The 22819-nt window shown below is 52.6% G+C and carries 24 protein-coding genes and 3 tRNA genes; 13 read left to right on the forward strand and 14 right to left on the reverse strand.

Annotated elements, in window-relative coordinates; translation table 11 throughout:
- Positions 1-647 precede the first annotated feature (647 nt).
- Entirely contained in the window at positions 648-1076 is a 429-nt protein-coding gene (gene uspC, locus M8370_RS18660; protein ID WP_029882593.1) for a universal stress protein UspC, read from the forward strand.
- Between the two features lie 15 nt (positions 1077-1091).
- On the opposite strand, the gene otsA is transcribed toward uspC, so the two are convergent.
- From otsA to araF, 5 genes are all read right to left on the reverse strand, one after another.
- Complete coding sequence (gene otsA / locus M8370_RS18665) at positions 1092-2516, reverse strand: alpha,alpha-trehalose-phosphate synthase (RefSeq protein ID WP_062728734.1); 1425 nt, start codon at positions 2514-2516, stop codon at positions 1092-1094.
- Entirely contained in the window at positions 2491-3294 is an 804-nt protein-coding gene (gene otsB / locus M8370_RS18670) for a trehalose-phosphatase (protein WP_029882592.1), read from the reverse strand. Before otsB ends, otsA begins: the two co-directional genes overlap by 26 nt.
- Before the next feature lie 176 nt (positions 3295-3470).
- Entirely contained in the window at positions 3471-4457 is a 987-nt protein-coding gene (gene araH, locus M8370_RS18675; protein WP_013096046.1) for an L-arabinose ABC transporter permease AraH, read from the reverse strand.
- Positions 4458-4471: 14 nt separating this feature from the next.
- Positions 4472-5986 carry an L-arabinose ABC transporter ATP-binding protein AraG gene (gene araG / locus M8370_RS18680; protein ID WP_062857122.1) on the reverse strand — a complete coding sequence of 505 codons (1515 nt, stop codon included), beginning with the start codon at positions 5984-5986 and terminating at the stop codon, positions 4472-4474.
- Positions 5987-6057: 71 nt separating this feature from the next.
- Complete coding sequence (gene araF, locus M8370_RS18685; RefSeq protein WP_028027935.1) at positions 6058-7047, reverse strand: arabinose ABC transporter substrate-binding protein AraF; 990 nt, start codon at positions 7045-7047, stop codon at positions 6058-6060.
- 799 nt (positions 7048-7846) lie between these two features.
- On the opposite strand from araF, the gene M8370_RS18690 reads away from it, so the two are divergent.
- Complete coding sequence (locus tag M8370_RS18690) at positions 7847-8350, forward strand: non-heme ferritin-like protein (RefSeq protein WP_020687625.1); 504 nt, start codon at positions 7847-7849, stop codon at positions 8348-8350.
- A gap of 154 nt (positions 8351-8504) precedes the next feature.
- A complete protein-coding gene (locus M8370_RS18695) occupies positions 8505-9848 on the forward strand; it encodes an anaerobic C4-dicarboxylate transporter (RefSeq protein ID WP_013096042.1) in 1344 nt (447 codons plus the stop codon).
- Positions 9849-9895: 47 nt separating this feature from the next.
- Here M8370_RS18695 and M8370_RS18700 read toward each other — a convergent pair whose 3' ends face one another.
- From M8370_RS18700 to M8370_RS18710, 3 genes are all read right to left on the reverse strand, one after another.
- Complete coding sequence (locus M8370_RS18700) at positions 9896-10147, reverse strand: DUF2766 family protein (protein ID WP_020687624.1); 252 nt, start codon at positions 10145-10147, stop codon at positions 9896-9898.
- 108 nt (positions 10148-10255) lie between these two features.
- A complete protein-coding gene (gene azuC, locus M8370_RS18705; protein ID WP_014832437.1) occupies positions 10256-10339 on the reverse strand; it encodes a stress response protein AzuC in 84 nt (27 codons plus the stop codon).
- Between the two features lie 123 nt (positions 10340-10462).
- Positions 10463-11101 carry an RpiB/LacA/LacB family sugar-phosphate isomerase gene (locus M8370_RS18710; RefSeq protein ID WP_013096040.1) on the reverse strand — a complete coding sequence of 213 codons (639 nt, stop codon included), beginning with the start codon at positions 11099-11101 and terminating at the stop codon, positions 10463-10465.
- A gap of 254 nt (positions 11102-11355) precedes the next feature.
- Between M8370_RS18710 and yecR the strand changes: the two genes are divergently transcribed.
- Entirely contained in the window at positions 11356-11694 is a 339-nt protein-coding gene (gene yecR, locus M8370_RS18715) for a YecR family lipoprotein (RefSeq protein WP_013096039.1), read from the forward strand.
- A gap of 189 nt (positions 11695-11883) precedes the next feature.
- Entirely contained in the window at positions 11884-12381 is a 498-nt protein-coding gene (gene ftnA / locus M8370_RS18720) for a non-heme ferritin (RefSeq protein WP_013096038.1), read from the forward strand.
- Between the two features lie 36 nt (positions 12382-12417).
- Here the strand turns inward: ftnA and M8370_RS18725 are convergent, their stop codons facing one another.
- Positions 12418-12759 carry a PM0253 family protein gene (locus M8370_RS18725; RefSeq protein ID WP_013096037.1) on the reverse strand — a complete coding sequence of 114 codons (342 nt, stop codon included), beginning with the start codon at positions 12757-12759 and terminating at the stop codon, positions 12418-12420.
- A gap of 249 nt (positions 12760-13008) precedes the next feature.
- Here M8370_RS18725 and tyrP point away from each other — a divergent pair, with 249 nt between their 5' ends.
- Positions 13009-14220: a tyrosine transporter TyrP gene (gene tyrP, locus M8370_RS18730; protein WP_250021578.1), complete on the forward strand. Its 1212-nt coding sequence runs from the start codon at positions 13009-13011 to the stop codon at positions 14218-14220.
- Positions 14221-14252: 32 nt separating this feature from the next.
- Here the strand turns inward: tyrP and M8370_RS18735 are convergent, their stop codons facing one another.
- Positions 14253-14921 (reverse strand): YecA/YgfB family protein, encoded by a 669-nt coding sequence (locus M8370_RS18735; protein WP_029882587.1) that lies wholly within the window; start codon positions 14919-14921, stop codon positions 14253-14255.
- A 422-nt stretch (positions 14922-15343) separates the two neighbouring features.
- Here M8370_RS18735 and M8370_RS18740 point away from each other — a divergent pair, with 422 nt between their 5' ends.
- The 7 genes from M8370_RS18740 (at position 15344) to M8370_RS18770 (ending at position 21463) form a co-directional block, all read left to right on the forward strand.
- Positions 15344-16465, forward strand: a complete 1122-nt coding sequence (locus tag M8370_RS18740; RefSeq protein ID WP_029882586.1) for a branched-chain amino acid ABC transporter substrate-binding protein — start codon at positions 15344-15346, stop codon at positions 16463-16465.
- Positions 16466-16564: 99 nt separating this feature from the next.
- A complete protein-coding gene (locus tag M8370_RS18745) occupies positions 16565-17479 on the forward strand; it encodes an ABC transporter permease subunit (RefSeq protein ID WP_250021579.1) in 915 nt (304 codons plus the stop codon).
- An 11-nt stretch (positions 17480-17490) separates the two neighbouring features.
- The gene (gene livM / locus M8370_RS18750) at positions 17491-18765 is read left to right on the forward strand and encodes a high-affinity branched-chain amino acid ABC transporter permease LivM (RefSeq protein ID WP_040019951.1); all 1275 of its coding nucleotides are present in this window, start codon (positions 17491-17493) and stop codon (positions 18763-18765) included.
- The gene (locus tag M8370_RS18755; RefSeq protein WP_029882584.1) at positions 18762-19637 is read left to right on the forward strand and encodes an ABC transporter ATP-binding protein; all 876 of its coding nucleotides are present in this window, start codon (positions 18762-18764) and stop codon (positions 19635-19637) included. Before livM ends, M8370_RS18755 begins: the two co-directional genes overlap by 4 nt.
- The gene (locus tag M8370_RS18760) at positions 19634-20350 is read left to right on the forward strand and encodes an ABC transporter ATP-binding protein (RefSeq protein ID WP_013096030.1); all 717 of its coding nucleotides are present in this window, start codon (positions 19634-19636) and stop codon (positions 20348-20350) included. Before M8370_RS18755 ends, M8370_RS18760 begins: the two co-directional genes overlap by 4 nt.
- 154 nt (positions 20351-20504) lie before the next feature.
- The gene (locus M8370_RS18765; RefSeq protein ID WP_013096029.1) at positions 20505-20987 is read left to right on the forward strand and encodes an Hcp family type VI secretion system effector; all 483 of its coding nucleotides are present in this window, start codon (positions 20505-20507) and stop codon (positions 20985-20987) included.
- Positions 20988-21004: 17 nt separating this feature from the next.
- On the forward strand, positions 21005-21463 hold the full coding sequence (locus M8370_RS18770; protein WP_349665609.1) for a DUF2778 domain-containing protein: 459 nt from the start codon (positions 21005-21007) through the stop codon (positions 21461-21463).
- 329 nt (positions 21464-21792) lie between these two features.
- Here M8370_RS18770 and M8370_RS18775 read toward each other — a convergent pair.
- From M8370_RS18775 to pgsA, 4 genes are all read right to left on the reverse strand, one after another.
- Positions 21793-21879: transfer RNA gene (locus M8370_RS18775), tRNA-Leu, on the reverse strand.
- A 12-nt stretch (positions 21880-21891) separates the two neighbouring features.
- Positions 21892-21965, reverse strand: a tRNA-Cys gene (locus M8370_RS18780).
- A 47-nt stretch (positions 21966-22012) separates the two neighbouring features.
- Positions 22013-22088: transfer RNA gene (locus tag M8370_RS18785), tRNA-Gly, on the reverse strand.
- A 152-nt stretch (positions 22089-22240) separates the two neighbouring features.
- On the reverse strand, positions 22241-22789 hold the full coding sequence (gene pgsA, locus M8370_RS18790) for a CDP-diacylglycerol--glycerol-3-phosphate 3-phosphatidyltransferase (RefSeq protein WP_013096028.1): 549 nt from the start codon (positions 22787-22789) through the stop codon (positions 22241-22243).
- Between the last annotated feature and the right edge of the window lie 30 nt (positions 22790-22819).

Here is a 22819-nt window from a genome sequence, read left to right on the forward strand (position 1 = left end):
CGCGGATGCGCTTCTTACATGTTTTATCATTTCTTACAAATAACTAAGATTTTTCCTAATTCGACGCAAACTCTACTCGTCAGTTTTGACACATACAATGCAGCCATCCTCAAATTTAAAAAAAATGTGATCCATGTCACATAATTTAAGTGAATATCATCCATAAATCCATCAGTGAGCCTTGTAATTTGTTTATTTTTTAACCGATCAAGACCATTTTATATTCTCTATGGACGAATACTCATGCAGAAGTGCGAACAGAAGGCGCATGGCGATTGCTTTTTTGAGCAATAGCGACTACCGCAACAATTCACACGCTATACATCTCAGGGCCACATTTTCATTACCTATGAAAAACATACAGTTATGCTTGAGGGGTGAAAAATTTGTTTCAACGCGTGATCATTCACATTGCGTCTATAACGTTTTAAAACGATTTAACATCACGCGCATCAAAATGTGTGATTTACGTTAAGTTGTTAATTTTTTTCATTTGCACGCGGTTTGCCGTTATTCTTCTTATAAGAATAATTAATGAATAATTATGAGAAGCTTCACACTAATGTCGTATTCACCTCTTGCAGAAGTGCTGATTTCGCGGTAATGCTGACACAGACGCGGTTTTTCAGACAGCTAAGGAGTGCGTGATGAGTTACTCCCATCTTCTTGTTTCTGTTGCAGTTTCACCGGAAAGTCACCAACTCGTTGCCCGGGCGGTGTCCATCGCCCGCCCGCATAATGCGCGCATCAGCTTAATTACCCTTGCGGCCGAACCCGAGATGTACAATCAACTGGCAGCCCCCATGCTGGAAGATATTCGTGAGGTATTACAGGAAGAAACGCAGCAATTTCTGCAGGAGCTGGTGGAGAAAGCGCAATATCCCATTTATCAGACCGTCATTGCGACAGGTGAACTGAATGCGCATATTCTCGACGTATGTCGCAAAGAGAAAATTGATTTAGTGATATGCGGTAATCATAACCAAAGCTTTATTTCACGGGCGGCCTGCGCGGCGAAATCGATAGTCGCCTCAAGCCTGGTTGATGTGCTGTTGGTGCCTCTTGGGGGTCGTTAAACCCCCAGAGGAATATCACGCCAGTTTAGGGAAAGTCGCGATCTTTTTTTGCAGAACGCCTTCATGGCTTTGCGGCTCAATATTACGCAAATCGCGAATAAAACGTGCCTGCCAGTGATTAATATCGTTCTCGCGGATCGTATCCATCATTTCCGCATGACGGGAAATACGCTCCGTCAGCGGCATCGTCAGAGCACGGTTGAGCGCGTTCGCCACATCATCCCGGTCGTAAGGGTTCACGATGAGCGCTGAAGTGAGTTCATTCGCGGCTCCCGCAAACTGAGAAAGCACCAGCACCCCCGGATCGGCCGGATCTTGTGCCGCCACATACTCCTTTGCCACCAGGTTCATCCCGTCGCGCAGCGGTGTTACGAGGCCGACGTCGGCATAGCGGAACACCTTCATCAGGATCTTACGGTCAAAATGTTGGTTCAGATAAAACAGCGGCGTCCAGCCCAGCTGACCGTAGCGGCCGTTGATGCGCCCTGCTTCCGTCTCCAGTTGATGACGAATATCCTGATAGGCCTGCACTTCCCCACGCGACGTAGGTGCAATCTGCGTATAGCGGATTTTACCGTGGTGCTGCGGATATTTATCCAGCAGCGTTTCATACGCCAGGAAGCGCTCCGGCAACCCTTTGGAGTAGTCGAGACGCTCCACCGAGAAGATATTCTTCACGTGTTTCAGCTCGTTTTTAAGCTGCGCCAGCTTCGGCGGCAACGGACCAGACGCCTGCTCAGCAATCTCATCCGGCTCTATCCCAATCGGATAGACTTCGGTATAGAACGTTTTACCCCAGGCCGTATGCGTTTTGCCCCCTTTCGTCATCAGGCGTGTTTTGCCCGATACCGAATCCAGGAACGCAATGCGGTCATTCTCAGTCTGGAAGCCCAGCAAATCGTAATCACACAGCGCTTCCAGCAGCTCTTCATGCGGCGGCAGTGCGGTAAAAATTTCCGGTGTCGGGAACGGAATATGGAGGAAGAAGCCGATGCGGTTGTTGACTCCGCGTTTTCGCAACTCGCGGGCGAAGGGAAGCAGATGATAATCGTGGATCCATAAAATATCGTCTTCCTCGATTAAAGGCAGCAGTTTATCCGCCAGCAGCGCATTGACGCGGCTGTAGCCTTCAAACGATTCTCGCTGGAATTTGACCAGGTCCAGACGGTAGTGGAACGCGGGCCACAGCACGGCATTCGAGAACTGGGAGTAGTACTCGTCATAATCTTTCTCTTTCAGGGCGAATGACGCCCAGGTGATGTTGCCGCGCGTCACCTTTTTAAGTGGTTTTTCTTCCTCACTGATGTCACCACTCCAGCCAAACCACAGCCCGCCAGCAGCTTTTAAGGCACCTAATACCCCCACCGCCAGCCCACCTGCACTGGCTTTTTTATCGTCAGGCGGTGCGATACGGTTAGAGACGACGACTAAGCGACCCATAATGGTTTCCCCCTTTGTTTTGCGCTATTTGTTGTTGTTGCTGGTTAGCGATGTCAGATATCCACTGCCAGACGCTGGCCACATTTGCCAGACGCCATTCGGCTTCAGTGTCACCAGGCCCAACCTTCACGGAGATCCCTCCGGCCTGATTCACTACACGAAACCCGGCCTCATCGGTCAGGTCATCCCCAAGAAAAACGGGCGTCCGGCCCCGGAAAGGCGGCGTTGCCATAAACGCGGCGATCGCAGCCCCTTTATTGATCCCTTTCGGTTTAAGCTCCACGACGCATTTACCCGGCTGCAGCGCCAGCTCAGGATGCGCCTGCGCGACCCTGGCGGCGAGCGCAAGCACGGCCTCTTCATGCTGCGGTGCCTGGCGATAGTGCAAGGCAAAGGCCATCCCTTTGGCTTCCAGCTCCGTGCCCGGCAGTTCAGCCAGTGCAGCAGCGAGCTGCGCCTGCAGCTTTTCGATTAATGCATCGGGGAGTGAAACGATGTGCGTGTGATCATGGATGTCGCGGCGCTCCGCTCCGTGTACACCGGCCAGCGGAAAGTGGTAAGGACTGGCGAGCAAATCCAGCTCGGCCATTGAGCGCCCTGATATCAATGCCAGTGCTCCCTCATTCATTTGCGAGAGCTGATGCAAATCCTGTAATACCGCCTCCGGGATAACCACCTGGTCGGGGTGCGGTTTTATCCCGGCGAGCGTGCCGTCGAGATCGAAAAAGAAAGCATAGTGTCCGGGCAGTACAGGCGGTGCGGTTAACAAGTCAGCCACCCTGGTCCTCCTTACGGTTTACGAGAGGTAAACGCCTTTACCTCTTTCATAGCCATGTAAGTATAGACAGTGTGACGTCGCTCGCCATTTGACAACCGCCCCGCCAGCGGAACTGGCGGGGCGGTTCAGGCGTCAACTAAGGTTATAAGTTGAGCAATTAAAAGGCAGGAAGAACGTTACACGGTACGCTTCGCTTTTTGCTTGTAACGGTCGAAAATCACGGCTGCGAGCAGGATCAGGCCACGAACCACATACTGGGAGAACGGCGAAATATTCAGCAGGTTCATGGCGTTCTCTACCGTCCCCAAAATGAGGATACCGGCCACCACATATGAGATTTTTCCGATGCCGCCCTTCAGCGAAACCCCGCCCAACACGCAGGCTGAAATGACGATCAGCTCGTAACCGATGGAGGTCATAGGCTGGCCGCTGGTCATGCGCGATGCCAGAATAATCCCCGCTGCCGCCGAGACCAGACCGGAGAGCACAAAGATAATGATCTTGGTGCGCACCACCGGTACACCCGCCAGCCGCGCCGCTTCCTCATTACCGCCGATCGCCAGGGTATTTCGGCCAAACGTGGTGCGGTTAAGCAGGAAGCCGAACAGGATCAGACAGGCCACTGTCAGCCAGATTGGCGCAGGCAAACCCAGCCAGTTCGCATAGCCCAGGGTGAAGAAGCGCTCGTCTTCAATCCCCACCGCTTTACCGTCGGAGATGATATAGGCCAGACCGCGCACAATCTGCATGGTCGCAAGCGTGGTGATCAGGGCGTTAATCTTCAGGCGGGCAATCACAAACCCGTTAACCAGACCGCTGATAACGCCCAGCAGCAGACCCGCCAGCACGCCAATCCACAGGCTTTCGGTCATGTTGATTACCACCGCCGTGGTGACGCCAGCACAGGCAATGACGGAGGCCACTGACAGGTCGAAATCGCCCGAGGCCAGACAGAACAGCATCCCGCAGGCCACCATACCGGACATGGAAATGGCCAGCCCCAGTCCTTTCATATTAATGAAGGTGGCAAAGTTGGGCACAAAGATCGCGCAGGCGACAAAGAGTGCGGCAAAGACCACCAGCATGCCGTACTGATCCCAGATGCGGCCAAAACTGAAGGCCGATTTCGATTTCGGCGCTCCGGATGTAGTAACAGAGGACATCATTAACTCCTTACTCAGGCGACAGCCTGGCTAACTTTCGGCATGGCGAGACTCAACGCCTGTTGTTCATTCGCCTGTTCATGAAGCAATTCACCGGCGATTTCTCCCTCACGCATCACAACAATGCGGTCGGCCACGCCGAGTACCTCAGGCAGATCGCTGGAGGCGAACAACACCGCCACACCGCGTTTTGCCAGCTCATAGATCACGTTATAAATTTCGTGTTTCGCCCCCACATCGATGCCGCGCGTTGGCTCATCCAGCAAAATGACCTTCATATCCTCCGACAGCCAGCGGCCTAAAATCGCCTTCTGCTGGTTACCGCCGGAGAGATTCATGATCAGCTGTTCCGGGCCCGGGGTTTTGATGTTCAGCGAACGGATATGGTGGTCGGCGTTGCTCTCCTCCCAGCCGTCGTTGATCAGGCAACCGGCGCGAATAAACTTCCGCCGCGCGGAAATATTGATGTTGTCACGTACCGAGTGCACCGGAATAATGCCCTCCGCTTTGCGGTCTTCCGGGCAGAGCATCATTCCGGCCTGGATGGCATGTGCGGGCTTCTGGATATCGACCCGCTGCCCGTCAATGGATACCTGCCCTTCGGTGATGCGCGTACCGCCAAACAGGCCTTTCATTAACTCGCTACGCCCTGCGCCCACCAGACCAAACAGCCCGACAATCTCCCCGCTGCGCACCGAGAGCGAGATCGGCGTTCGCACGCCCGGCGCTTTAACGTTTTCCAGCTTCAGGCGCTCAGGGCCGTATTTGCGCGGCTGCCAGTGATAGATATCTCCCAGCTCGCGGCCAACCATCGCCTGAACGAGCTGGTCATGATTGACCTGCTCCATATCGGTAAAGGTGCGCACGTAGCGGCCATCTTTAAAGACGGTGATGGCATCGCTTAAGGCAAAAATCTCTTCCATACGGTGCGAAACATACAAAATAATGCGGCCTTCTTTACGCAGCTCGCGGATCACCCGGAACAGGTTTTCGATTTCACGCGCGGAAAGCGAGCTTGTCGGTTCGTCGAAGGCAATGATCTTGGCGTTACGCGCCAGCGCCTTGGCAATTTCAACCATCTGCCACTGGCCGATGGAAAGATACTTCAGTGGTGTCTGGGGATCGACATCCAGACCCAGATGTTTCAGCTGCAGCCCCGCTTCGTAATTAAGTAGCGACCGGTTTACCACGCCGCTTTTGTGCGGGAGCTGGCCTAAATAGATGTTTTCCGCCACCGTCATCTCAGGGATCAAATGCAGTTCCTGATAGATGATGGCCACCCCGGCGTTGAGCGCAGCGGTGGTATCAGCAAACGCCACCTCTTCGCCGCGAATGGCCAGCGTGCCGGTGGTTGGCGTGTAGTTGCCGCTGAGGATTTTCAACAGCGTGGATTTTCCGGCGCCGTTTTCGCCCATCAGGGCGTGAACCTGACCGGCATAGCAGTCGAAGCTGATATCGGTCAGCGCGTTAACACCGGGAAAGGTTTTCCCGATACCGCGAAAAGAGAGATACGGATCAGACTGTCGCATAACGTCTCCGTGATTCCTGTAGTGTGTACGTCTGGCCCCTCGCGGTTCGCGAGGGGCACAATCACCGCGTATTACTTACCGCCCAGTCCTTTTTTCGCCAGCTCCTCTTTGAAGTTGTCGCGGGTGATCAGCACCACGTCGGTCACTTCAGTAAACTTCGGCGGTTCCACCCCTTTGGTAACCCAGTTGTAGAGCATTTCGCTGGATTTATAGCCGTGTACGTCCGGGCTTGGCAGCAGTGAGCCGTAGAAACCCGTCGCCTGCGCTTTAGAGAGCTCACTCACCGCGTCAACGCCGTTGATGCCGATACCGATCACATCAGGCGCTTTGAAGCCCTGACCTTCCGTTGCGCGTACGCCGCCCAGGACGGTGTTATCGTTCATGCCGACCACCAGCCAGTGCTTCACCTCTGGATGTTGAACCAGCATGGAGTTGGCGGCGTCGAAGGCCCCCGGAATGTCGTTGGATTTTGTCGGCACTTTATAGATCTGTTTTTCCGGGAAGCCGGCCGCTTTCAGCGCGTCCATCGACCCGGTGGTACGACGGCGGGCGGTATCGAGCTCGTCGGCGGTGATGGCCATCACGGCGGTATCTTTCACATCCCAGCCGCGTTTCTGCATCTCTTTATAGAGTTCCTGGCCCTGACGTTCGCCAATTTTGGTGGCCGCCATCATAACCAGCGGCACGCTGTCCATCGGTTTGCCCTTGGCGTTGACGAACTGATCGTCAACTGCAATAACCTTCATGTCGTAACCGCGCGCTTTGGCTGCAATCGCAGAGCCCAGTTTGGGATCCGGCGTACAGATAACGAACCCTTTCGCCCCGCTGGCCGCCAGGCTGTCGATAGCGTTCAGCGTTTTTTCACCGTCAGGCACGGCGATTTTAATGACTTCAAAACCTAAATCTTTCCCGGCCTTATCGGCGAATTTCCATTCGGTCTGGAACCAGGGTTCTTCCGGCTGTTTTACCAAAAAACCGAGTTTTAAATTCTCAGCGATAGCGGATTGTGACATAACGGCAGCCAGACCGATGGCCGCCAGCGCTTTAGTAAATTTGTGCATGGTAAACTCCAGCATTAGCGTTCTTTTCTGTAGGGAATATTTGCGTACTTCTTATTTAATCGGACTTAAAACAAGGCATTAGCGCTTACCTCGTCATAAGCGTTAGTGCTGGTGATAGTTTTAGCGGGAAATTAATCATCCATAAGAGAGCGCCATCACACCGCAGAATTACAGTAATTGCGTACATAAATTCAGCGAAAAATGACATAAAAACGGCAGTATTTGTCGGACAAATGAAACCGAGATAAGCAGAATTATCCATAAGATCAGCTAAGAAATCCCTGATACCCAAACCCCCGCGCTCCGGGCGCGATCGCGGTACGGCGTTACCATCATCGGGAACTGTGTAGGACTGGCGTTGCCGCAAAATATATTTTATGGCGTTATTCTGCGAAAATTGATTTAGCGCAATTTAGTCGGCGCATCATATATTTGAAATAGTTAATCCTGAATTAACTATTTCTCAGAGCATTATTCCGGATCACTATTCCCAGTGGGTAAATATCGATATTAAAATAGGTAAAAACTAGTAATTTCAAGGCATTAGATAAATCTTATTTTATAACAACATGTTGTTATTTTTGTACTATATTAAATTTTGTAATGTATGGTAAAACGCACCAATTAAGAGTTTTCTTAAACGCCGGGCAGGGGTATGCTTATTTATATCGAACACAGGAAGTGATTATTCGGTCGACTTTTGTCATTGCAGAAATGCTTTTCTGCCACTTACTCGTCTTAACCTGCCCGTTCAGGTTTTGTTACGGACATCACACTAACAGTCTATAAGGATATTGGTATGACTACCCAAACGATGATGCAAAAACTCAATGCGCAGATGAACCTGGAGTTCTATGCGTCGAATCTGCACCTCCATTTGAGCGAGTGGTGTTCTGAGAACCGTCTCAACGGTACCGCCACTTTTTTTCGTACCCAGGCACAAAGTAACGTCACCCATATGATGCGCGTCTTTAACTTTTTGAAAGGCGCAGGGGCAAATCCTATTGTCAAAGCCCCGGATGCAATTAATGGGCACTACTCCTCGCTGGAGGAGTTATTCAGGAAAACGCTTGAAGAGTATGAGCAACGCTGCGCCACGCTGAATAAACTGGCGGATGAAGCCAGGGCTCAGCATGACAGCGCAACACTGCAGTTCTTGCGCGATATGGACAAAGAGCAGCAGCAGGACGGCATTTTGCTTAAAGCACTGGCGGATGAGCTCCGCAACGCGCAACAGTCCGGGTTATGCCCGGAACAGACCGACCGTCACCTGCTCGATCTGGTAACAGTACAGCACCACTAAGCTTTTCGCCTGCTCCCGTTCGGGAGTGGGCCTCTTTTTCACAGCCAACCTCCTGCTTTTTAAAAGATTTAACAAATCAGATCTCGCTCTCAATGATTATCCCTACAACATGTAATGATTTATTTAATTACATAATTAATGACGAGGGAGCATCATGATCACCATTGAGTTTATTGTCATCCTCCTGTGCCTGCTGACAGGCACGCGTTTTGGCGGGATGGGACTGGGGCTGATAAGCGGTATCGGTCTGTTTATTTTGACGTTTATCTTTGGTCTGCAGCCCGGTAAACCGCCGGTTGATGTGATGCTGACTATCCTCGCTGTGATCGGGTGTGCGGCCACCCTGCAGACGGCAGGCGGGCTGAATGTGATGATGCAATTTGCCGAGCGCCTGCTGCGCAAGCATCCTCAGCACATCACCCTCCTCGCCCCCTTTACCACCTGGATGCTGACCTTTCTCTGCGGTACCGGCCATGTGGTGTACACCATGTTCCCGATTATTGCCGATATCGCCCTGAAAAAAGGGATCCGCCCGGAACGTCCGATGGCCGTGGCGTCGGTGGCATCGCAAATGGCGATAACCGCCTCCCCGGTCTCCGTTGCCGTGGTGTCGCTGATTTCCATTCTGGCCGCCCAGCACGGCATTGGACACGCGTGGGGGATCCTTGAAATTCTCGCCGTGTCAGTTCCCGCCTCGCTGTTCGGTGTGACTATTGCCGCCCTGTGGAGTTTACGCCGCGGGAAAGATTTAGCTGATGACATGGAATTCCAGGAAAAGCTGAAAGATCCAAAACAGCGCGAGTTTATCTACGGCGGAACCGAGACGTTGATGAACCAACGTTTTCCGAAACAGGCCTACTGGTCAACGTGGATTTTCTTCGCCGGGATCGCGGTGGTGGTGCTGCTCGGGGCATTGCCTGAACTGCGTCCGGCGTTTGAGGTGAAAGGCAAAATGACGGCGCTGTCGATGAACCTTGTCATTCAGATGATGATGCTCATTGCGGGTGCGGTGATGCTGGTCACCTGCAAGGTCAATGCAGCGACCATTTCTAACGGTGCGGTCTTTAAAGCCGGAATGGTGGCGATTTTCTCGGTGTTCGGCGTCGCGTGGATGAGCGATACCTTTTTCCAGGCGCATCTCGACGAGCTAAAACTGGCGCTGGAAGGGGTCGTGAAAAGCCATCCGTGGACCTACGCCATCGTGCTTTTCCTGGTCTCTAAACTGGTGAACAGCCAGGCGGCAGCGCTGACGGCCGTGGCGCCGATGGGGTTAATGCTGGGTATCGATCCGAAAATGTTGATCGCTTTCTTCCCGGCGTCGTATGGCTATTTTGTTCTGCCCACCTACCCAAGCGATTTGGCCTGCATCGGGTTTGACCGTTCAGGGACAACCCGTATCGGCAAATTTATTATCAACCACAGCTTTATTCTGCCGGGGATAATTGGCGTGAGCTGTGCGTGCGCGGCGAGTTATCTGCTGGTACAGACCTTCTTTTAAACGCTTTCGGGCGACAGGCACTGTCGCCCTTCTCACGTTGCGCGCTATCAGTGAGATTCACCCTGCGGCGTGAATCTCAGCTCAATCAGCGCGATGGCTTTCTGGATCGCCCGAAGCGTAACCGGGTCAGCCGCAGCGGGATGGCTGGAAAAATCGATGTTTTTCAGCTGGGTAGACATCTTCTCGCGCACTTCCACCGGCGCGATAACATCTAAGACATCAAGGATCTGTTTGATGACCAGCTGGCATGCGACAACATCAGATACCAGTTCCTGATCGGCGCTCAGGTTTTGAGACATGGGGGTTTCTCCTTATTCAAAGGCCGCCATAGTAACAAAACACGCCCCCTTTCATCTCCCTTCTGGTGGTTGCAGACATAAAAAAACCTGCCGAAGCAGGTTTTTTTATCAGAACATCGCGCCAGGCGGCACGTCTTTGAAGGTGTTGCAGTAGTTAGCCCACATGCTTTTGAGGATTTTGCGCAGTTTCATTGTGATGCTCCATTAACTTGTTATACAACTTTATCGTCAATGTGCCTATAATATGACCACCATCACAAAAATCAATATTTTTGTGACTCACATCACAATTTTTTCTGTATTCAACTACGCGTGTTAGCCGACAATCTCGCGCACGAAAGCCTCGATCTCTTTGTCCTGGCAGTTTTCAAAGAAGCACTGCTGGAAGCGCTGGCCGGAAACGGCGGTTTTTACCAGCTCAGGATCGATTGCCCGCAGCGTGTCCAGATAGTTCTCTTTGACCACAGCCGCTTTCACCTGATTCAGGATCCCCGCATTACGTACCTGAGGCTCTTTGCGCTCTGGCGGATAACCTTCTCCCTTGCGGCCGGTGAACGCTTTTTCGAAGATAAAGCGAACGTTCAACTCTGCACCCCAGCCGAAGCCTTTGGCAAACGGCAGGGCAAGCGCGTTACCGTTGTTAATCTGGGCGAAGAGAAACGCATCTGCAGGGTCGATACAGTAACCGCAGATCACGCCCGGGTGGATGTTCAGCGACATCAACGCCCCCTGGCCTGTTCCACACCCAGTCACCACAAAATCAACGGCCTTCGCATTGAGTAAAATGCTCGCCATGATCCCCAGATGGATATAGGTCAGATGATGGTCGTTCTCATCGCTCATGCCAACGTTATACACCGGGAACCCTTTTTCGTCGGCGACCGTTTTTAACTCTTTCAGAATCACTGGATTTTTTGCGGCCTGGCTGTTTTCCATCATCAGTGCGATTTTCATTGTCTCTCTCCTGAATGCGTTGCGGGCGAGCCCATCATGGATACCTTTTCATCTTCACCCTACTATCACACAAACACACTTTCAAATTAAATGAAAGATTGTTTTAAAAAACCAAAGAGGACTCACATTTTTGTTGATGACAGGTCTGAGCCCGGCCCGTTGCAAAGAGAAAGGGCAGATTGTCCGGCTATTCAGGGCATTGCGGCGGACAGCGAGCGGTACGATAACGTATTTCCCTCCACTCAGAGCGAACCATGAAAAGAGTCTTCGTTGTCGGCACGGTCCTGCTGCTCGCGGGATGTAGCATCAACCGCCAGGCACAGGTGAGCAGTCTGGATGCGCCAAATGGCATAGTCCGCCTTGACTATGGTCAGGCCGCCCTGCAAAACGCCTGGTCTGATGAATATGTGAACAATGGCACTGCAACCAAAGCGTGCCAGGGCATGGGATATGCCACCGCCTCCTCCTATGGACAGCCCATTAAAACCTGCACCCTGATTAGCGGCTCACTGTGTCTGAACGAGAGCGTGACCATTCAGTACAAATGCATGGGTTATGCTGTTAAACCGGCCACCAGTAATCCGTGGTATTAATCTGCGCTGCCAGTTTTGGCTGGCAGCCCGTTAAAATAAATAATTCTCATTTATAAATATCGCCAATGCGTTTTATTCCCATTCGTATTTTTAAATAAACAAATATTTATTTTACGTTTTGCATATAATTAAATAACAAATTATAGTGTCGCTCATTGTGAACCAGAAATAATAAACCGGAGCGTCACCATGCTGAAAACTGAAATGATCGACAAGCTCAATGCACAAATGAATCTTGAGCTTTTTTCCTCCTTGCTCTACCAGCAGATGAGTGCCTGGTGCAGCTATCACAGCTTTGAAGGTGCCGCCGCGTTCCTGCGTCGTCACGCTCAGGAAGAGATGACCCACATGCAGCGTCTCTTTGATTATCTGACAGATACCGGCAGCCTGCCGCGCATTGATAACGTGGCATCACCGTTTGCGGAGTATGGCTCACTTGATGAACTCTTCCGCGCTACCTACGAGCACGAGCAGCTGATCACCCAGAAAATTAACGAGCTGGTGCATGCGGCAATGACCAGCCAGGATTATCCAACCTTTAATTTCCTGCAGTGGTATGTGGCCGAACAACACGAAGAAGAGAAACTGTTTAAATCGGTTCTGGATAAATTATCGCTGGCCGGTAAAACCGGTGAAGGTCTTTACTTTATTGATAAAGAACTCTCTACGCTTGATACCCAGAATTAATATCGATACGGCGCTGACTTTCAGCGCCGTATTTTTTTACATGCAACCTGCGCAACTGGTGCAGCGCCAGTCATGCGGATTTACGGCCTGGAAAAAGTACCGGTAGTTTGCCGCCTCAAGCGGGATCCCGGCGTCGAAGAATAAATCCGTCAGCCAGTCCACGTTTTCGATTATCCACTCATCCTCTTTTAACCCCTGTGCAAAGGTCTCATCCTCAGGATCGATAATCGAATAAATCGCCCATGTGCCCATATCCTTTTCACGTCGGGATTCCGGCAACGTCAGCGCCGTATTCTGCCAGCTGATGATCCAGTGGCCGTGACATAGCAAATTGCCTCCCCGGCTCCAGGCCGCTGTGAATGGATTTTCCCCCGCCATCAGACCCTCATTTTATTTTATGTTTTGCAATTTTTGTTTAAATTACGCCTGATTTTCACGCGATCCTATTGTCCTTATGAAGTAGCCTTAAACCTCCGAAGGATCAGAGAGTTACCTGAAGAGCCTCGCCCGGCTAAAATCGTAAAGTTAAAGTTACACTTCTTGTAACGGTGATTTGACGAAATACGCCTTTTCCCTTACTCTGCGCCGCAGATTTTGTCGCGATCGTGAAGCGTTGTAGAGGAAAGCGTGAAAAACAGAACCCTGGGAAGTATTTTTATCGTCGCCGGAACGACGATTGGCGCAGGAATGCTGGCGATGCCGCTGGCCGCCGCGGGCGTCGGATTTGGCATGACATTACTGCTGCTGGGTACGCTCTGGGTATTAATGTGTTACACCGCGCTGTTGCTGCTTGAGGTTTATCAGCACGTCCCCGCCGATACCGGGCTGGGTTCGCTTGCGGCACGCTATCTGGGCCGTTACGGACAGTGGGTGACAGGCTTTAGCATGATGTTTCTGATGTACGCCCTGACCGCTGCGTATATCAGCGGTGCCGGGGAATTGATCGCTTCCAGCGTCAACGACGGGTTCGGTGCTGACATTACGCCAGCGACGGGGGCCATCTTCTTTACGCTCATCGGCGGCGGCGTAGTCTGTTTGGGCACCTCGCTGGTCGATCTGTTTAACCGTTTTTTATTCAGCGCCAAAATTCTTTTTCTGATTGTGATGCTGGTTCTGCTGGCACCGCATGTTCATAAGGTCAACCTGCTGACGCTGCCGCTGGAAAAAGGCCTGGCGCTTTCCGCGATCCCGGTCATTTTTACCTCATTTGGCTTCCACGGCAGTGTGCCAAGCATTGTCAGCTACATGAACGGTGATATTCGCAAGCTTCGCCGCGTGTTTGTTATCGGTAGCGCCATCCCGCTGATTGCCTACATTTTCTGGCAGCTGGTGACGCTGGGCAGTATCGACTCCTCCACCTTTATTGGCTTGATGGCGGAACACGCTGGTCTGAACGGTTTCTTGCTGGCGCTGCGTGAAGTGGTGACTTCTCCACACGTGGAGCTGGCGGTGCATCTGTTTGCCGATCTGGCGCTGGCCACCTCCTTCCTGGGCGTGGCGCTCGGTCTGTTCGATTATCTGGCAGATCTGTTCCAGCGTCGCAATTCCGTCACCGGCCGCTTACAGACAGGGGCGATCACCTTCCTGCCTCCGCTGGCCTTTGCCCTCTTCTACCCGCGCGGGTTTGTCATGGCGCTGGGGTATGCGGGGGTGGCTCTATCCATCCTTGCCCTGCTGCTCCCTTCTCTGCTGGCGTGGAAGAGCCGCCAACAGCATGCCCGGCAAGGGTACCGGGTGGCAGGTGGAAAGCCGCTGCTGTGCATTGTGTTTGCCTGCGGGGTCGTCATTATTCTGGTGCAATTTTTGATTGCGGCGGGAATGCTGCCGGAAGTGGGGTAAAGAAAAGGGGCTATCAACAGCCCCCTTTTTTATCAGTGTAAGCAACAGCTCTTAAACTTCTTCCCGCTGCCGCACGGACACGGATCGTTACGCCCGACTTTTGTGCCGTTAACAATCGGTTTCTTCGCTTCCGGTTGCTGTGGGTTAGCAGACCAGTAGTCGTACAAACGCAGCGCCGCTGGCTGGATACGCTCAATGCTGGCGATGTACTCCTCTTCGCTCAGCGCGTCCAGCTTCTCGCTGTTCTCTTCTGCGCCGTGAAGCGCGATGACATCCAGATCCGCTTTCAGCTCTTCAGGCAGTGCAGACCAGTCGGTCAGCGACACGCCGCGCATATAGCCATAACACCACTCTTCCACCACGGTGTAGCTCTGACCGTCCACGTCGTTATAACCAAACATCGGCTCAAACTGATCCGGGTATTCGCTCAGGCGCTCAGCAATGTCGTTCATATGCTTAAAGCAGAGATCGATAAAACGGTTCATTTCTCGATCGTTTTTCCAGCGCGGGATATATTTCTCGCCGCCCCATACCGCCACCAGCCAGGTGTCTGGCTCGACAACCACGGGGCCGGAAAGCACTGCCGTAAGCATGCCGTCCAGTTCGGACACGTCAATCACGGACGCATCGTCATGACCGTAAGACATTAACGTCTCTTCCAGCCACGCCATTTCGCTTTCATTTAATGGGCCTTCAGTCATTGCTGACACTCCTGATCAAAAAGGAAAGGATCCTAGCACATATCGTACGCCTTTCCCGGCGGAAGTTACGGGAATTATTGCTGCAAAAACGTGCAAATCGTGACCCTTGCACAACTTATGGGCTTTATTGTTAACGAGATGTGATCTCCGCTGTAATTTCAGTGCGTCCCGCAAGGCTGCGTACAACGGCGCTCTATACTCAACATGTCGCAACGCCGTCAACAGGTTAACCATTCTGGCAAAGATTTTGCTTAATCTTCAGCACGCGACACTGCGCATGGAAACCTCGCCGTATTAAGCAGGATGCTGACCGTATCTTGTTCGTAACATCATTTTTCTCGCTCGTGTTTTTGATTGGCTGCGCCGTCGGGCGTTCGGGTTTACACCGTGGTGCAAAAACCTCATTGCTAAGGAACACAATAATGTCGCTGAAATTAATCAGAACTCCTCTTTCTCTTGTGTTGGCCGGTTGTCTGGTGACGGCATTTTCCGCCCGGGCAGATATTGTCATTGGCGTGGCCGGGCCATTTACAGGCCCCAATGCCACCTACGGCGATCAGTACTGGCATGGCGCAACACAGGCAGCAGAGGACATTAACGCCGCAGGCGGGATCAACGGTGAAAAAATTAAGCTGGTTCAGGGAGATGATGCCTGCGAGCCCAAGCAGGCCGTTGCCGTCGCCAACCGTTTAGTCGACCAGGATAAGGTCAACGCGGTGGTCGGTCATTTCTGCTCCTCGTCCACCATGCCCGCCTCTGAGGTGTACAGCGACGCGGGGATCATCGCCATCACGCCTGGCTCCACCAACCCGCAGATTACCGAGCGCGGCATGAGCGATATGTTCCGCATGTGCGGCCGCGATGACCAGCAGGGTCAGGTCGCCAGCGATTTCATTATCGACAAGCTGAAAGCCAAACGGGTGGTGATCATTCACGACAAAGACACCTACGGTCAGGGGCTGGCGGACGCCACCAAAGCCGCACTGGCAAAACGCGGCGTGCAGGACGTAATGTACGAAGGGTTATCCCGCGGTGAAAAAGACTTTAACGCCCTGGTCACCAAAATTGGGGCGCAAAAACCGGACGTCGTCTTCTTCGGGGGCTGTCACCCAGAAGCCGGCCCGCTGGTTCGCCAGATGCGTGAACAGGGCGTGCAGGCAAAATTCTTCTCCGGCGACTGTATTGTCAACGAAGAGATGGTGACCGCGGCGGGAGGCCCCCAATATACCAACGGCATTTATATGACCTTCGGTAAAGATCCGCGCCTGATCCCGGACGGTAAAGCGGTAATTGAGAAATTCCGCGCCGGTAAATTCGAACCGGAAGGATACACCCTCTACTCCTATGCCTCCGTGCAGGCTATCGCTGCGGCATTCAAGGCGACGGGCGGCAAGGACTCAGCCAAAGCCAGCGAATGGCTGAAGGCTAATTCCGTCGATACGGTGATGGGCAAAAAAGCCTGGGACAGCAAAGGCGATCTGAAAGTCTCAGACTACGTGGTGTATCAATGGGACGACAAAGGAAAGTATAAGGAAGTGCCGTAACGGGACGGAGTCACGCTCAACGTCGGCAGGGCCGCCTGCCGACGCAAACAACACATCAGGCTGCGCGGTTTATGCGGCCGTTATAAAGAGCGCGCTAAGATGAGTACATTCTTCCTGCAACAGTTAATTAATGGCTTAACGCTGGGCTCCGTCTACGGACTCATCGCCATCGGTTATACGATGGTGTACGGCATCATCGGGATGATTAACTTCGCCCACGGCGAAGTGTATATGATCTCTGCCTATCTCTGCGCGATTGGCCTGGCGCTGCTCTCCTTCTTCGGCCTGCAGTCGTTCCCTCTACTGATCCTCGGCACGCTGGTATTCACCATCGTGGTCACCGGAGTGTATGGCTGGACCATCGAGCGCATTGCCTATAAACCGCTACGCAACTCCACCCGTCTGGCACCGCTGATCTCCGCCATCGGCATGTCGCTTATCCTGCAAAATTACGCGCAACTGAGTCAGGGGCCGTGTCAGCAAGGGGTGCCCACCATGCTGGATGGCGTGATTCGTCTGCATCTGGGAGAGGGGTTCGTGCAGATTACCTATACCAAAGTATTCATTCTGGTCGCCTCCTTCGCCGGGATGCTATTGCTCACCTGGATTATCAGCCATACCCGGATGGGACGCATGTGTCGTGCGGTACAACAGGATCGAAAAATGGCCTCCATTCTGGGGATAAATACCGACAGGATTATTTCTCTGGTATTTGTCATCGGCGCGGCAATGGCCGGTCTGGCGGGGGTGCTCATTACCATGAATTACGGCACCTTTGATTTCTACGTCGGGTTTGTGATTGGTATCAAAGCCTTTACCGCTGCGGTGCTAGGAGGGATCGGCTCGCTGCCCGGCGCGATGCTCGGCGGGCTGATTCTGGGGGTGGCCGAGGCTCAGTTTTCCGGCATGGTGAACTCGGACTACAAAGATGTGTTCTCGTTTGGGCTGCTGGTCATGATCCTGATTTTCCGCCCTCAGGGGCTGCTCGGCCGCCCTGTCGTGGCCAAAGTGTGAAGGAGAAAACGATGACATCACACGGTTTCTCCCTCAAGCGCTGCCTGCTGGACGCGATGTTTTCCGGGCTGATCGCATTGATTATTTTTGGCCCAATTGCGGGCGTGGTACTGGACGGGTATAGCTTTAACTTTGCCGGACAGCGCCTGGCCTGGATGGTTGGCACAGTGATGGTTGGGCGTTTTCTGCTGAGCGCTTTTTTAAGTACCGCTGCCGGGGCCCGTTTTCAGGCGCGGTTCGAAGCCGACAGCGCGGGGGTATATGTTCGCCCGCCGGAATACAAAAGCCGTCTGCGCTGGGTTATTCCTCTGGCGATCGCCCTTGCGATCTGCTTCCCGTTTGTCGCCACCAAATACCTGCTGACGGTTGCTATCCTCGGGCTGATTTACGTCCTGCTCGGCCTCGGCCTGAATATCGTCGTGGGTCTGGCCGGACTGCTGGATCTGGGGTATGTCGCCTTCTACGCCATCGGCGCTTACGGGCTGGCGTTGGGGTATCAATATCTGGGACTCGGATTCTGGAGCATGCTGCCGCTGGCGGCAATTATGGCTGCGGCTGCCGGTGCCCTGCTCGGCTTCCCGGTGCTGCGCATGCACGGCGACTACCTGGCGATTGTGACGCTCGGGTTCGGGGAAATTATCCGTCTGGTGCTGAACAACTGGCTAACTTTCACCGGCGGGCCTAATGGCGTGTCAGCGCCGCCGCCTACGTTTTTCGGACTGGAGTTTGGTCGACGCGCCAAAGAAGGTGGCGTGCCATTTCATGAATTTTTCCATCTGACGTACAACCCGAATATGAAGTTTATCTTTATTTACGCGGTGCTGTTTCTGGTGGTGCTGCTGGTGCTTTATGTCAAGCATCGCCTGACGCGAATGCCGATTGGCCGGGCATGGGAAGCCCTGCGGGAAGATGAAATCGCCTGCCGCTCCATGGGCCTCAACCATGTGCTGGTTAAGCTTTCGGCCTTTACGCTGGGCGCGTCAACGGCCGGGATTGCGGGCGTGTTCTTTGCTACCTATCAGGGTTTTGTGAATCCAACTTCATTCACCTTTTTTGAATCTGCGCTGATCCTCGCCATCGTGGTACTGGGCGGCATGGGCTCCACGCTCGGAGTCGTGCTGGCAGCCTTTGTGCTCACCGTGACACCCGAGTTGTTGCGCAGCTTTGCTGAGTATCGCGTCCTGCTGTTTGGCATGCTGATGGTGGTGATGATGATCTGGCGTCCGCGCGGGTTGATCCGCATTAACCGCAGCGGGTTTGCCGTGCGTAAGGGCGTGGCGCCATGAACGGAACGATTTTAAGCGTAGAGCACCTGATGATGCATTTTGGCGGGATCAAGGCGCTTAATGACGTCAATCTCGACGTGCAGCGCGGTTCAATTACCGCCCTTATCGGCCCAAACGGCGCTGGCAAAACCACCGTATTTAACTGCCTGACCGGCTTCTATAAAGCGTCCGGCGGGAACATTCTGTTTAATGCACGCAACAGAACGACCAACGTCATTCAGGTACTCGGGCAAAAATTCCAGCCGGACGACTGGATTCACCCTGCACAGTTGGGGCAGCGCCTTTTCTACAAGATGTTTGGCGGGACGCATCTGGTTAACCGCGCCGGGCTGGCACGCACCTTCCAGAACATTCGTCTGTTCCGCGAGATGTCGGTCGTGGAAAACCTGCTGGTCGCACAGCATATGCGCGTTAACCGTAATTTGCTCGCCGGGATCCTCAATACCCCCGCTTACCGACGGGCAGAGAGCGACGCCCTGGACAGGGCCTTCTACTGGCTTGAGGTGGTGGATCTTGTGGAGTGTGCCAATCGCCTGGCGGGCGAGATGTCCTACGGCCAGCAGCGGCGTCTGGAAATCGCGCGCGCCATGTGCACCGGACCAGAGATGATCTGTCTGGATGAACCCGCCGCCGGGCTCAACCCGGTTGAAACGCACAAGCTGAGCAACATCATCCGTTTTCTGCGCGACCATCACGGCATTACGGTACTGTTGATTGAACACGATATGGGGATGGTGATGGAGATTTCGGACGACATTATTGTGCTCGACCATGGAGATGTCATCGCGAGGGGAAAACCCGAGCAGATCCAGCATGATGAAAAAGTGATCGCCGCGTATCTGGGCACCGATGAAAGCGAGGTCAATCTATGAGCGAACCGATGCTGGCCTTTCGCGAGGTGGACGTGTTTTACGGCGTGATCCAGGCGCTGAAACAGGTAACTCTTGAAGTAAACAAAGGGGAAACCGTGGCGCTGATAGGCGCTAACGGCGCGGGTAAATCGACATTACTGATGTCTATCTTCGGCCAGCCGCGTATTCGCAGCGGGCAGATCGTATTTTGCGGAGAGGACATTAGCCATAAATCGACCCACTATGTCGCCTCCGAAGGCATTGCCCAGGCGCCGGAAGGACGACGTATTTTTCCCGATATGACCGTGGAGGAGAACCTGCTGATGGGGACCATCCCCATTGGCAGCCAGTTTGCAACGGAAGATATGCACACCATGTTTGACCTCTTCCCTCGCCTCAAAGAGCGGCGTAAACAGCGCGCGATGACCATGTCCGGCGGGGAACAGCAGATGCTGGCTATCGCCCGGGCGCTGATGAGCCGCCCTAAACTCCTGTTACTGGATGAACCCAGCCTCGGCCTGGCGCCGATTGTGGTGAAACAGATCTTCCAGACGCTGCGCGAACTGGCCCGCAACGGGATGACCATTTTTCTGGTGGAGCAGAATGCGCACCACGCGCTGAAGCTTTCTGACCGCGGCTACGTGATGGTTAACGGGCAGATCCGCCTGAGCGGCAGCGGTGAGGAGTTACTGGGGAATCAGGAGGTGAGGAAGGCGTATTTGGGCGGGGTGTGATTTGATATGAAAGGAATCCATAAAAGTAATTTCATATAAATAACAATGAGATATTCACGACAGGTATAGCACGCAATGCCTTGAGACGGCCTGAGTTTGTTGATTTATTAGTCTCTGACAATCACGTCAAACTCACTGAAAAGGAGCTTTCAGAATGGCTATACCCGCATATCTTTGGCTTAAAGATGACGGCGGTGCAAACATTACAGGTTCTGTAGATGTTCAGCACCGTGAAGGTAGTATTGAAGTTCTTGGATTTGGACATGGTTTGCACCTTCCTACTGATAGCGCAACCGGAAAAATCACAGGTACACGAGTTCACTCCGCATTAAATTTTGAAAAAGAATTCGATTCATCAAGCCCATATCTTTATAAAGCTGTGGCGCATGGGCAAACGTTACAATCAGCGGAATTTAAGTGGTACAGAATTAACGACGCTGGGCAGGAAGTTGAATACTTCAATATGTATCTTGAAGGGGTAAAGGTAGTGTCTGTATGCCCCGTCATGCACGATGTGAAAGATCCTACGACTGAAAAGCACAACCATCTTGAAAGCATATCTTTGCGTTATGAACGCATAACCTGGAAGCACTGCGACGGCAATATTATTTTTACTGATTCTTGGGCAGACAGATGATCCGTTGCTATTTTCATATGAATAATGGGCAGCTATCGTCACTAAGTTGTCCTGGTGTGGGTTTTTTCGCCGCCTATTCAGGCAATAAAGGGAAGCACAGAAACAACCCAGATTCTATAGCAATCGCCAAAAGGGGGCCTCTTCCTCCGGGTAATTATTACATTGTTGTAAGATCTCGGGGTAATCTTAAAAACCGTACCAGCAATTGGATGAAATCAATTCGAAGCGGATCGGACCGTGACTTATGGTTTGCACTCTTGCGTGAAGATGAACGGATTGATGACACTACTTTTATAAATAAAGTTGAGCGAGGATCATTTTGTCTACACCCGGCAGGAAGCAGTGGCAACAGTGACGGGTGTATAACGCTTGTCTCTCTCAATGATTATATGGTGCTTTGGAGAGCGCTTGTCAGAACCCCATCAACGATGATCACCCCTCAACTACGTGCATTTGGCACTATACAGGTCTACTGATGAAACCCGTTCACTCAGTGCTTATCTGGCTTGCCGAATTGAGCTTCTTAAGCATTCTTTACTGTATATTCTGTTACTTCACGCCTGATTTGGAGCTATATGACTGGTATGTAGAAAAGTATGGGTTTGTTATCGAAGAGGATTTTCTGGATTACTACACATTAATTCTCTATTTGATAGCGATTGCAGTAACTACTGCATGTATATGGCTGATCGCCATCGTACGAACAAAGAGATATTGATTAGCGCATTGTGAAAGAAATAAAAAAACCGCCTTAAGGGGCGGTTTCACGACACTGCTTATTGCTTTGATTATTCTTTGTTTCCCATGGTACCCGGAGTGGGACTTGAACCCACACAGCGCGAACGCCGAGGGATTTTAAATCCCTTGTGTCTACCGATTCCACCATCCGGGCTCGGGAAGAAAGTGGAGGCGCGTTCCGGAGTCGAACCGGACTAGACGGATTTGCAATCCGCTACATAACCGCTTTGCTAACGCGCCGTAAAACTTTTTTAAACTGACACCCGCTATTGCGCATGTCTTTAATCTGGAGCGGGAAACGAGACTCGAACTCGCGACCCCGACCTTGGCAAGGTCGTGCTCTACCAACTGAGCTATTCCCGCATGTCATCAAGTTAACTGCTAACCACTTGATTTCATTATCGTCCGGCTAACTGTGCCGCCGTTCGATGCGTTGCATTCTACTGATATGACGTGATGAGTCAACGTTATTTTTTGCATCCCCGGATCGTTTGCTGAAAATTACGGCGAAACGATCACTGTTCAAGCAAATCTCCGCGCGCCGCGTTCAAATATTGCAGCATTGACCACAGGGTCAGCACCGCGGCAACCCACAGCAGGCCGATTCCCGCCCACTCTACCCAGGCGTTCGGACGCCACAGCATCCAGACCAGCGCCGCCATTTGCGCGGTGGTTTTCACTTTACCGATCCAGGATACCGCCACGCTGCTGCGTTTACCCAGTTCAGCCATCCATTCACGCAGTGCAGAGATGATGATCTCGCGTCCAATCATGGTGGCGGCTGGCAGTGTCACCCACCAGGTGTGGTAATGTTCAGCCACCAGCACCATGGCAATAGCCACCATCACTTTATCGGCCACCGGATCGAGGAAAGCACCAAAACGGGTGCTTTGGTTCCAGCGGCGCGCCAGATAACCATCAAACCAGTCGGTGACCGCGGCAACCAGGAAAATCAGCGCACAGGCAAAAGGGGCCCAGACAAACGGCAGATAAAACGCGAGTACAAAGAACGGGATAAGCACGACGCGAAAGAGAGTGAGCAACGTAGGGATGTTATATTGCATAATGACGGTAACTATTTGTTGTCAGTAAAA

The organism is Enterobacter cloacae complex sp. OE43NF (assembly GCF_023544405.1).
Lineage (GTDB): Bacteria > Pseudomonadota > Gammaproteobacteria > Enterobacterales > Enterobacteriaceae > Enterobacter > Enterobacter cloacae.